7 protein-coding genes are annotated in these 12,467 nt (G+C 35.8%); 2 read left to right on the plus strand and 5 right to left on the minus strand.

The window, feature by feature from the left end; all coding sequences use genetic code 11:
* Positions 1–141 precede the first annotated feature (141 nt).
* Both JGH11_RS16525 and JGH11_RS16530 read right to left on the minus strand, forming a co-directional pair.
* Positions 142–2,436 (minus strand): GH92 family glycosyl hydrolase, encoded by a 2,295-nt coding sequence (locus tag JGH11_RS16525; protein ID WP_201113667.1) that lies wholly within the window; start codon positions 2,434–2,436, stop codon positions 142–144.
* Positions 2,437–2,528: 92 nt separating this feature from the next.
* Positions 2,529–4,796: a GH92 family glycosyl hydrolase gene (locus JGH11_RS16530; RefSeq protein ID WP_201113668.1), complete on the minus strand. Its 2,268-nt coding sequence runs from the start codon at positions 4,794–4,796 to the stop codon at positions 2,529–2,531.
* Between the two features lie 378 nt (positions 4,797–5,174).
* On the opposite strand from JGH11_RS16530, the gene JGH11_RS16535 reads away from it, so the two are divergent.
* The gene (locus tag JGH11_RS16535; RefSeq protein ID WP_201113669.1) at positions 5,175–7,757 is read left to right on the plus strand and encodes a hypothetical protein; all 2,583 of its coding nucleotides are present in this window, start codon (positions 5,175–5,177) and stop codon (positions 7,755–7,757) included.
* A 71-nt stretch (positions 7,758–7,828) separates the two neighbouring features.
* Here JGH11_RS16535 and metG read toward each other — a convergent pair whose 3' ends face one another.
* Complete coding sequence (metG, locus tag JGH11_RS16540; protein ID WP_370567622.1) at positions 7,829–9,898, minus strand: methionine--tRNA ligase; 2,070 nt, start codon at positions 9,896–9,898, stop codon at positions 7,829–7,831.
* 220 nt (positions 9,899–10,118) lie between these two features.
* Here metG and eco point away from each other — a divergent pair, with 220 nt between their 5' ends.
* Entirely contained in the window at positions 10,119–10,610 is a 492-nt protein-coding gene (gene eco / locus JGH11_RS16545; protein WP_201113671.1) for a serine protease inhibitor ecotin, read from the plus strand.
* A gap of 51 nt (positions 10,611–10,661) precedes the next feature.
* Here eco and JGH11_RS16550 read toward each other — a convergent pair whose 3' ends face one another.
* Both JGH11_RS16550 and JGH11_RS16555 read right to left on the minus strand, forming a co-directional pair.
* On the minus strand, positions 10,662–11,405 hold the full coding sequence (locus tag JGH11_RS16550) for a LytTR family DNA-binding domain-containing protein (RefSeq protein ID WP_236264051.1): 744 nt from the start codon (positions 11,403–11,405) through the stop codon (positions 10,662–10,664).
* Between the two features lie 85 nt (positions 11,406–11,490).
* Positions 11,491–12,279 (minus strand): LiaF domain-containing protein, encoded by a 789-nt coding sequence (locus tag JGH11_RS16555; protein ID WP_201113673.1) that lies wholly within the window; start codon positions 12,277–12,279, stop codon positions 11,491–11,493.
* Between the last annotated feature and the right edge of the window lie 188 nt (positions 12,280–12,467).

The following is a 12,467-nucleotide window of genomic DNA, read 5'->3' on the forward strand; positions in this document are numbered from 1 at the left end:
CTCTCTCTCTCTCTCTCTCTCTCTCTCTCTCTCTCTCTCTCTCTCTAGTAAAATAATGCTAACCTCCAAATTTTCAGAAAGAAAAATGAAGTTTTTGGTGAAAATATTTTGTGCTATTTTACGCATTAATCCGTGTTATAATTACTTTTCGTTAGAGAATGAATACGGGGAATCTATATCTTTAATTCCTCTTGTTTTGTTTGGATAGGAGGCCATTTTATAGTTTATATTTGCTCCTTTCATCAGTATATCATGAGTCAGATAGTTTTTTGTATGTGTTTTACCATTTACTGTCATCGATGATATATATTTGTTCGCTTTACTTGTATTATCTGCTTTTATAGAGACTTTATTTCCATTTTCAAGATTTAAGGTAACAGTTTTGAAAAGAGGTGACCCCAAAATATATTCATCTGTTCCCGGACATACAGGATAGAATCCTAAAGCAGAGAATACATACCATGCCGACGTTTGTCCGTTATCTTCATCACCACAGTATCCATCAGGATTGGGATTATATAATTTGTCCATTATTTCACGTACCCAATATTGAGTTTTCCAAGGTTCTCCAGAATAGTTGTATAGATAGACCATATGTTGAATCGGTTGATTTCCATGTGCATATTGTCCCATGTTCATTACTTGCATTTCACGCATTTCATGTATCATACCTCTACTTTCCATACCTTTATTTCCCGGTACTATAAATACAGAGTCCATCATAGTGTTGAATTCTTTTTTACCTCCCATAAGATCTATTAATCCCTGCGGATCGTGGAATACACAAAAACTCCAGTGCCAGCTGTTTCCTTCACAAAAAGCTCCGCTCCAATCCTCTGCTGTAAAGTTTTTATCGAAATCTCCATTTTCGTTGCGCCCTGTCATCAATTTGAATTTCGGGTTGTAGAGGTTCTTGTAGTTCAAGGCACGTTGTTTATATATACCAATTTCACTTTCAGGTTTATTTAATTTCTTTCCTAATTGATAGATAGTCCAGTCATTATATGCATACTCTAATGTGCGGGCAGCACTTTGGCCTATTCTTATATCATCAGGAATATAACCTAACTTATTGTAATATTCATATCCTCTTCGTCCCGAAGCAGGAACTTTTGGATGTACATTATTTGCACCGTGTTTCAGAGCCTCCCACAATACTTCTATATCATATCCTTTTAACCCTTTAAGGTAGGCGTCGGCAACTACTGAAGCAGAATTATTACCAACCATAATATTCCTGTGTCCCGGGCTGGCCCATTCAGGCAAGAAGCCACTTTCTTTGTAGGCATTAACAAGCCCTGCCTGCATTTTTTCGTTCATAGATGGATATACCAGATTCAAGAAAGGGAAAAGACAACGGAATGTATCCCAAAAGCCTGTATCTGTAAACATATAACCCGGTAAAACCTCACCATTGTATGGACTGTAATGTACAATTTCGCCTTTGGCATCTATTTCATAGAAACTGCGAGGGAAAAGAACCGAACGATAAAAGCAAGAATAGAATGTACGCAGATTATCTATGTTATCATCCTTTACTTCTATCCTTCCCAGTGTTTCGTTCCATATGTTACGCCCCTTTGTTGCAATTTCGTCAAAGCTGTCATTTCCTAGTTCTTTTAGATTTAACTCAGCTTGCTCTATACTGATGAAGGATGAAGCAACACGAGCATGTATTATCTCTCCTTTTTTAGTTGAAAAACCAATAATGGCTCCGGTATGATTATCTTTGGCTTCAAGTTCATTCTTGCGAATTTCATCATCGCCGACAGTCGCCTGATATGTAAATTGCTTATCAAAAACGATAACAAAATAGTTCTTGAAATTTTCAGGTACACCTCCGCTATTTCGGGTTGTATATCCTATTATTTTATTTTGTTCGGGGATGATTTTTATATAAGATCCTCTGTCGAAAGCGTCAATAACTACATATGAATTATCTTTTTCAGGAAAAGTAAAACGGAACATGGCTGCACGGTCTGTCGGTGTTATCTCAGTTGTAATATCCGAGTCTGCCAAGTAAACTTTGTAGTAATACGGTTTTGCTATCTCTGATTTGTGAGAAAACCAACTGGTGCGCTTATCCTGATTGAAAACAGGTTTGCCTACGATGGGCATGATTGAAAATTGACCATAGTCATTCATCCAAGGACTCGGCTGATGAGTTTGTTTGAATCCTCTGATTTTATCGGCGGTGTAGATGTATGTCCATCCATCTCCCATAGTTCCGGTTTGTGGAACCCAGAAATTCATACCCCAAGGACGGGCTATGGCTGGATATGTATTACCTGTCGATAATTCAAATTTTGAAAGTGTACCTGTTAGAATACTAACATAATCAACAGGTTCAGTTTTTTCTTGAGCCGAGATCGACGACAAAAATAAAACAGATAGAATCATGATTATGACTCTTTTAAAAATAAATTTAAGGTTCATTCTTGTATAAGGTTTATATATCAGCACTTCTTTTGACTCCTCTATTAACTGCTGATAAAAGTGTACTACTTATGTCGTATTTATTAAAGCTCTTATTTCGTCATACTGAATGATGGTGGTACTGCATTGTCGTCAGAGGCCCATTCCTTATTCGGATGTTTTCCCATAACCAGTTCTAACTTACCTCCTTGCATTAGGTCATCGTGCGAGAACCATGATTTGTTCCAATCTTTACCATTCAGTTTAGCTGATTGTATATATTTATTTTCCGGAGAATAGTTGATGGCTGAAACCTCGAAATATTTACCATTTCCTATATTGATCTTTGCACTTTGAAATGCAGGTGTACCTATAACATACATTGGCAAGCCGGGTGTAACAGGGTAAAAACCTATTTGAGAGAAAACTACAAATGATGTTAATCCGCCTCCATCTTCATCGCCAGGAATACCCATTAGATCGTTTCTAAACCATTGTTTTAATAGATTATGCACTCGTTTTTGTGTGCGCCAAGGCTGTCCTGCATAATTATATAGATACGGAATATGCATCGAAGGTTCATTACCCATCGAAAATTGTCCTACATTACCACTATGATCCGGATATGTGTGGTAGAAATCATATCTTGATCTCCCAAGTGGAGTACTATACATATCTTCCAACTGATTTACAAAAGCCTCTTTTCCTCCGATCATTTCCACTAAGTCGGCCACATTATGAGGTACATCCCAGCGGTATACATATCCTGTGTTTTCGTCATAGGAATCACGAGCACCAATACCAGTAGGAAAACGATAGTCCAAATCCTCTACAAATTTGCCGGAAGCATCTTTAGGATGGAAGAACTTTGTCTCGGGATTAAAAACTTTATGGTAGTTTAAGCTACGTTTCGAGAAATAATCCGATTCGTCATTTTTACCCAACTGTTTTGCAATTATCGATAGGCACCACTCATCGTATACTGTGCCTAATGTTACGGCTATCGGTTGGCGTTTTTCCCAATTGTGTACTTCAGGTACTGTTTCTTTTTCTCCTTTTGCCAAAGACGGAAAGTATCCATGCTCTTTGTAGAATTGGTCTAAAACACCTGCGGGTTTGGAAGACCATGGGGCTAGAGTCTTTTCTGTAATCGCTGCTTTAGAAGCATTATAAGCTTCCTCTAGATTGAATCCTCTCAACCCTTTGATATAAGCATCGGCGACCATCGCAACTGCGTGATTGGAGTTCATTCGGCGACTATCTCCCGTTACTTCTGGGAAGTTTGGCATCCAAGGTCTCTCCATCTGTTGTGTCATTACCACATATGAGTTAATCATATCATTCTCCATTTCGGGCTCGATGATTATACGCAACGGATGAGTAGCACGGTAGGTATCCCAAATCCAGTCGTCGGTATAAAAGGGACGACCGTTATCGTCATGAACTTTATGGTCGTATGCACTAAAGTATTTTCCATCTTCAGATATACAAATCATACGTTCGTATGTGCGGTATAATGAAGTGTAAAATACAGTTTTAGCATTTTCATCAATACCGGTTACTTGAATCTTGCCTAATGTAGAGTTCCATATATCCCGACCTTTTTGAGCAACTTGTTCCAGATCGTAATTTTTTATTTCTCTTTCAAGATTTTTCTTAGCTTGATCTGCGCTTATGAATGAAACACCATAACGAACTTTTATTTGTTTCGTTTTTTCAGGATATTTCATTACTAGAAATGCATTTTTGCCCAAAATGGTTTTTTCTTTTGTATCAATCGAGTTGCCCTTCTTTGTCCCGGTTTCAACAGGATTCAAATCTGTTTCGAGATAGATATATATCTTTGTGTTATTATTAAGGTTTTGATAACCACTTATTGTATTCTTATTTGAGCTCAGTTCGCCATTTCTTGTATTCAGGATGAGATATGCAGCCTCATTACTATTGTTGAAGTCTAGATAATAGATGCCTGATTGGTGCGATAATGAGTACTCTACGTGGATATTATAATCGTCGAGGTCCACACTGTAATAATAAGGTTTTATAACTTCGTTGTCATATCCAAAGTCCATTGTACTTTTTACATTATCCAACGGTCCCTGATATGGACTTAAATTAAAAGCCGAACTACCCCTATGACTTGTAATTATTAGAGGTAGTCCAGCAATGACATTTCCCGTATAGTTTTCGCGTTCGGGACAAACCCTGAGCATACTATTGGGCAAATGTGTAGTCGGATATGTGGGCACCAACAAGTGGCTAATATTACCAATGTATGAATTTACGTAATCGACAGGCTGTTTGGCGTTCTGTGCATTTATATTTTTTGCAAACAAAATGAATAAGACCAAAATGAATAAATAAATTGTACTCTTCTTCATGTTTTAAATGGTATTCCGGTGAATTAAATAAGGTTTTTACTCTGTCGAAATTAAAGCGATTTGCTTCGAAAATATTATTACAAACATAAGTTTGATCTATTAACATTAGTATTAACTAAATATTAATTGACGCAAAATGATACATATTTGTCTTGTATATATACAATTTTGAGAGATAATAAGTAAGTTCTATATGTTTGTATTTTAAATTAATGATGGAATTAATTATTTTACCGATAGTATTTATAAGTTATTTTCTAATCGGGGAGAATTAAATAGGTTTTTAAATATGGGCTGGTATTATTATTTCACATATGCTTTAAAAGTCTTAATTTTATGTATTTTTGTACAACATGGTTATGTATTAAAACAAATGAGATGAGGATCAATATATTTCTTGGATTTATTTTTTTATCACTATTTGTTCCACTGGAATTTCATTCGCAGAATAAAATTATTGATAAGGGGTACTCATCCGGACTGATTTTTAAATCCCATGAAGTGAATAAGGATGATCGCACCTGTCTCGACTTGTTGCCAGAGAAGCCATTGCGGATTCCAAAAGGATATTCTCTTGAGTTTGATCTAAAACTAGTGAACACTTTCCATACTTATGGTTATATATTCCGAATGGTTATAAATGATACAACCAGTTTGGATATGACTTCTTATATGAGCATAGGGAGAATTAATGTTATACTAAATGGTATCCACGAGACTAAGGCAACATCTGAGTATAAATATGAGCGGGAGCAATTGGACGGCAAATGGATAAAAGTGAAGGTGCAAATAGAGAAAACGAAGATTACATACTTAATTGATGGTAAGCAGACGGATATTAATACTTCAGGTGATTTATTTGAAAGCGGGTCGATTGATAAAATATACTTCGGTGCAAATAGGCACAAATATTTCTATACATCGGATGTTCCACCTATGGCATTGAAAAATGTTATTATCCGAAATGGTCGTGGTGAAATTGTCCGAGAGTGGGCTATGGCTAAGCATGGTGATAACGAAGTTTATGATAATGTGAAGGGAGCTCGGGCAAGTGTTGTTAACGGAATGTGGGAAATTGATAAACACGTAAACTGGACTAAAGAGATTAGCGTGACGACTAACAGGCATAATCCGCAGATTGCTACAGATTCTGTAAATGCCCGTGTGTTTGTGGCAGTCAATGACAGTATATATATTATGCATTTGCGTGATAAGTATATCGAACGCATAAAAGCTGAAGAAGGCAGCCCTTTTATTGGAGCCTCCAGTTATTTAATTTATGATTATAAGAAAGATCAACTCATTTCTTATAATATAAATCAAGAAGAATTACTTATATATGATTTTACAACTAATAGATGGTCTGGTAAACCTTCAAATAATTCATTGTATATACAACATCACAATCGGTTTATAAATCCTGATTCCAATCAACTGGTTATATTCGGAGGATATGGATTGTATAAATACAATGCTATATTGGCAACATATAATTTATATGAAGGGCAGTGGAAAACCAAAGACCTTATTAATGACATATCACCGCGCTATTTATCGTCAATGGCCTATCAGGGAGATGGAAAGATGTTGGTGTTTGGCGGATATGGAAGTAAGACAGGGATTCAGGAAACATCATCTTATAATATCTATGACTTGCAATTGATAGATACAAGAAATAATACAAGTCAAAAAGTCGGGCAATTGGCTGATATGCCAAAGCCACATACTTTCGGAAACTCGATGATAATCAATCTAAAGGAAAACAAGTTGTATACTCTTGCAAACAGGAGCGACGTTTATAAATCGTCGATACGCCTCTGTGAAGTAGATATGAATGACTTTTCTTATCGTTTGCTTACCGATTCCATACCATATAATTTTCAGGATACAGAGTCATATTCCGATTTATTCCTTTATAAAGGAACTTCTCTATATTCGGTTATTTGTCAAAGAATAGATGGAAAGTATGATATAAGTGTTTATTCTCTTCTTTATCCACCTTTGTCTCAGGCTGATGTATTGCAAGTAGGGGTTAATACACAAACAACATATAGCAGATTGCTGGTATACATAATTTCAGGATTGTTGCTAGTCTCGATTCTTTTAGCTTTATATCTGGTTAAGAAAAAAAGAAAGGATAAGGTCGGAACTTATGTTTCAAATACAGAGTCATCAATGAAACCCGAAGGAATTCTTCAAAAAGATTTAATATCGAAAGAGAAGAAATATTCAACGATACTGTTCTTTGGTGGTTTTCAGATCTTCGATAGGAAGGGTGATGATATAACAGGCCTCTTTACTCCGGTTATCCGACAAATGTTTTTACTTTGTCTTCTTGAATATGTTGCTACAGGAAAGGGTATTACATCTGAACGCTTGGATGAGGAGTTCTGGTATGATATGGATAAAAATAAAGCAACTAATAACCGAAATGTGAATATACGCAAATTACGCCTGATTCTTCAAGAAATAGGAGATGTAACTTTTCAAAAAGATAATAGCTATTGGCATGTTGTTATAGGAAATGATACTTTTTGTGACTATCTCGAGCTTATGAGGTTATTAAATGCCATGGCAGAAACAACAATAAATAAATCAGATGTTGAAAATGTTGTGAATTTAGCTTCGTCAGGTGTATTATTACCTAATATAGACAGGAAATGGGTAGATAAGTATAAATCTGATTATTCGAATCTTTTGGTCGATATATTGATGAGTGCGACCAAAATAGCAGAAGTGAAAAATGACCTGAAGTTGATGCTGAGATTAGCTGATGTAATACTCACTCACGATAGTATAGACGAAGATTCTATTCGTATCAAATGCTATAGTTTATATAAGTTAGGACAAAAAGGTTTGTCAAAACAATGTTATAATAAATTTTGTGTAGATTATAAAAGTATATTGAATGAGGAGCCTAAACTTAAATATGAGTCGATAATTTCAGATGAGATTAATTAGAAGGTTCGATAATAAATAGAAAGCGGGATAAGCATAATACCTATCCCGCTTTTTATTTATATTGCATCGGATTATCCTATCTGACTACCAGGGGTTACGTCTTTAGGCGGTTGTATAAGTGAAAGAGTACCGTCTGTGTCTTCAACCGATAGTAACATTCCTTGCGATTCTATTCCTCTTAGTTTCCGAGGTTCGAGATTCGCAATGAAACACACTTGTTTACCCACCAGCTCTTCGGGTTTATACCATGCAGCAATTCCGGAAATAATAGTGCGTTTATTGATTCCGTCATCGATAAGGAATTGAAGTAGCTTATCTGCTTTCGGAACTTTAGTGCATTCTAAAACTCTACCTACACGAAGGTCTAATTTAGCAAAATCATCGAAGGCTACATTCGGTTTTTGTGGCGCTACTTTTGTTTCAGTAGTTCCCTCATTTGCTTTCTTAGTATCCAGTAACTTCTGAATCTGTTTTTCTATTGTTTCATCTTCTATTTTTGCAAATAATAGTTCCGAAGGATTCAATTGATGTCCTTCAGGTAATAGGTCTATTCTACCCAATTGTTCCCATGTAAGACTATCCATGTTGATAAACTGACGAATCTTTTTCACGCTGAATGGAAGGAATGGCTCGAATACAATAGCCAGATTAGCAGTTATCTGTAGAGAGATATTCATTATTGTTCCCACACGTGCCATATCAGTTTTGGCTATTTTCCAAGGTTCGGTATCTGCCAGATATTTATTTCCGATACGTGCCAGATTCATCGCTTCTTTAAGGGCATCACGGAAACGGAATGTATCCAAGTGTGATTCTATAATTCCTTTTATATCGGCAAACTCCTTGAGCGTATTTCTATCATACTCTGTTAATTCACCTGCTTGTGGCACCTTATTATCAAAGTATTTCTGAGTGAGCACAAGTGCGCGATTGATAAAATTTCCGAGTATAGCTACCAGTTCGTTGTTGTTGCGAGCCTGGAAATCTTTCCATGTAAAATCGTTGTCCTTCGTTTCAGGAGCATTCGATGTAAGTACATAACGGAGAATATCTTGCTGCCCCGGAAAATCTTCAAGATACTCGTGCAACCACACGGCCCAATTGCGAGATGTTGATATTTTATCTCCTTCAAGATTCAAGAACTCATTGGCAGGTACATTTTCAGGTAATATAAATGAGCCTTCGGCTTTCAACATGGCTGGGAATACAATACAATGGAATACTATATTGTCTTTTCCTATAAAGTGAATAAGCTTTGTATCTTCGGCCTTCCACCACTTTTCCCAACTATCAGGTAAAAGTTCTATCGTATTGGAAATATAGCCGATTGGAGCATCAAACCACACATAAAGCACTTTACCTTCTGCATCGGGTAAAGGTATCGGAACACCCCAATCGAGATCACGACTTACGGCACGAGGCTGTAGTCCCATGTCGAGCCATGATTTACATTGTCCATATACATTTGATTTCCATTCTTTATGGTCTTCCAGTATCCATTGGCGAAGCCATGATTCATGCTTGTCGAGTGGTAGATACCAGTGCTTTGTTGCACGCATTATCGGAGTTGCACCCGATATGGTCGAACGCGGATTTTTTAAGTCTGTAGGATTTAAAGATGTTCCACACGATTCACATTGATCTCCATAGGCATTTGGATTACCACAATGAGGACATTCTCCCATGATGTATCTGTCTGCAAGGAACATCTGTGCTTCCGGGTCGAAATATTGTTCGCTTGTCTGTTCCTCAAAAGCCCCTTTATTGTACAACTTAAGGAAAAAATCAGATGCAGTTTCCCTGTGTGTTTCAGAGCTCGTACGAGAATATATGTCGAATGTAATACCGAAGTCTTCGAATGACTTTTTGATTATTGAATGGTATTTATCTACAATCGCTTGCGGAGTTACCCCTTCTTTCTTTGCACGTATAGTAATGGGTACACCATGTTCATCAGAACCGCCAATATGGATTACTTCCTGACCTTTCAGCCTTAAATAACGTACATATATATCGGCCGGGATATAAACACCAGCCATGTGCCCGATATGTACAGGCCCATTGGCATAGGGAAGGGCCGATGTAACGAGGGTTCTGTTGAATTTTTTAGTCATATGGTATATTGTTTTATATTTTCTCAGAATATCAGGATGCAAAGATAGAAACTAAACAGGAAAAAATAGAAAAGATATATTTTTTTAGATAGTAATTTACTCTTATTTTCCATATAAAGAGGATTATATCGGCAAGTTGGAATGTTCGGGTTTTAATTTCAGAACGTGAAGGATGCAACTTTTTAGCATTTTAGCCATCTATAAAGTGTAAACGGTTAATAAAGGTATTAATTAAAATAATGAATATATGAAGAATTTAACAAGAACTTTGCTGACTTTACTTTCAGCTGTTGTATTATTATCTCTTACAACTTCAATGAATGCACAAGATAAAAAAGATATAGAAAAAGTATTAGCTCCATTTCCTAAAGCAGAAGAAGGTATGGTGAGACATGTCATAGAATTGAAAAAGAAATCTGATGAATCGCTATACAAGGTTGAAATTATACCGGGAAAAGAGATGAGTGTAGACTGTAACATTCACAGATTAATGGGAACCCTTACTGAAAAAGATTTAGAAGGGTGGGGATATACTTATTACGAATTTAAATCTAATGGACAAACTACTTCAACTATGATGGCTTGTAATAAACCGAATGAAGATAAGTTTGTGAGTGGCGAAACTCTTATAGTGCGTTATAATAGTAAGCTGCCTATTGTGATTTATGCGCCAAAGGGCTTTGAAGTAAAATACAGAATATGGAAAGCTGATAAGGAGAAAAACTCAGTAGAAAAATAAGAATATAGTTCCTTATAAAACAGAACCCCAAATCCAACTTGGGGTTCTGTTTTATAGCCCCAATGTTTTTTTTAAGGACTTATATCCACTTAAACTAATTTTGACTTGTGATCCATTTTTCAATTTTAATAATTGATTTTGTCTGTCATAGAGTTCGATTTGTAAAATGAAGTCTATATTTATAATACTGGATCTGTGGACTCTTACGAATTTATCTTGTGGCAGACTCTTTTCGAAAGATTTCATTGTCTGCTCTTTTAAGAATTTTCCTTTTATCGAATGTATCATTACATAATCACCTTCTGCTTGCAAATGAATTATTTCGGTAACTAATACAACGTCTATTTTTTGTCCGTTTTTTACAGCGACTCTTTCTATAATTTCGATATTTTCTGTCTCTTCCTTTTCTGTGAGATCGTTTTCCTCATTCGATGTTTCTATTTCAGAAGCTATACCTTCTTCTATAAGAGGGCTGTGCATTTGACTGGATATGAGTATTGACAGGCTGTAACTTAACAATGCTATTACTATTCGGATAGGAATTGATGTCGATAACAAGACAAATTCGTCTGTCGAGATTAAAATATATAATACAAGAAATTCGCTACCAATCCAGGAAACAGTGAAAAGAACGGCTAATGCACCAAAGTTGATAAACTTTTGTTGCGGTGATAGATTCGAAAATAGGCATCTGGATGTATTGGAAAGGAGCAAAAGTAATACCGACAGAATGATACCGGAGATTATGGCATCTGTTACTAATATACAATCCGGCACATTTAATAAAGGCTTCAAACAAAGATATTGTATGAGGGCTGTTAAAAGCGCAATGAAAATATGTATATATAAAATCCGTTGGTTCTCCATCGTTCTCGGATTGTTAATTTCTTATTTCACCGCTTCCAAAAAGTGCGCTTCCTTTTATGGTGAGACGGGATTTAGTTCTATCCTGTTCGTTATTATTGAGGTGGTAACGCTTGTCGTCAAAAGAGCCAAAAAGAGAGCTTCCTTGTAATTCGACATTCCAATCGGATGGCACATAAATAACGGCACTTCCAAACAGAACATTTACTTCGAAAAATCCATTTGTTTCTGACAGCTTTGCCCGTCGCAGGTCTATTATTAATTCTCCAAACATCACATTGGCTTCCCCACCCCTGAAATTTTGAGATAAGACAATTTGTTCGGTACTTCCGAACATTACATTTTTCTCAGTGAAGTCAATATTATCATGTTTACTAGTCGCTTTATATTCATAGTATCCAGAGTCGTACTTGTCTTCATTTTTGCAACATTTTAGTGGAGAAGAGAAATGGCGGCTTGATATAAGTATTAATCCAAATACAATGAGCAGAAGCGGCCAATAGGTTTTGAAATCAATATCAAAACTGATGAAAAAATCTGGGAATATATTACACAAAATAGGATAAATAAAGAATACTCCTATAGTAATGAGTAATATACCTCCTAAAAAGCGCCTTTTCAATAATGTCCATATCCCGATAACGATCAGAAGCATTTGCCATGATATCAGTATTGGTTTGTATTCTATCGGTATAATCTTAAGATTCAATAATAAATATATACAGCCCAGTAATATTAGGAAGAATGCAAATCCCTGCCCGTTTCCTCTTTTGAAGAGATATTTATTTTCATTATTGGTTTTCATAATCAAGATTCTTTTATATTTGATGTAAATGTATACTTATTGATATACACAGGCAATAGTAAATCGATAAATAGCTCTAATTTGTCGATGAATATAGAATAAATTGAAGTCGAAAAATGCAGATAAATATAAAATCTGCATTACATTCTTAATTTATAAATTCGGGCTGCTATAGATTAAGTAAACTT

Source organism: Dysgonomonas sp. Marseille-P4677 (genome assembly GCF_016652235.1).
Taxonomy (GTDB): domain Bacteria; phylum Bacteroidota; class Bacteroidia; order Bacteroidales; family Dysgonomonadaceae; genus Dysgonomonas.

Coding starts and splice junctions, on each gene's coding strand:
- JGH11_RS16535 (WP_201113669.1), top strand. CDS start 5,175: ATGAGGATCAATATATTTCTTGGATTTATTTTTTTATCACTATTTGTT.
- JGH11_RS16530 (WP_201113668.1), bottom strand. CDS start 4,796: ATGAAGAAGAGTACAATTTATTTATTCATTTTGGTCTTATTCATTTTG.
- JGH11_RS16525 (WP_201113667.1), bottom strand. CDS start 2,436: ATGAACCTTAAATTTATTTTTAAAAGAGTCATAATCATGATTCTATCT.
- eco (WP_201113671.1), top strand. CDS start 10,119: ATGAAGAATTTAACAAGAACTTTGCTGACTTTACTTTCAGCTGTTGTA.
- JGH11_RS16555 (WP_201113673.1), bottom strand. CDS start 12,279: ATGAAAACCAATAATGAAAATAAATATCTCTTCAAAAGAGGAAACGGG.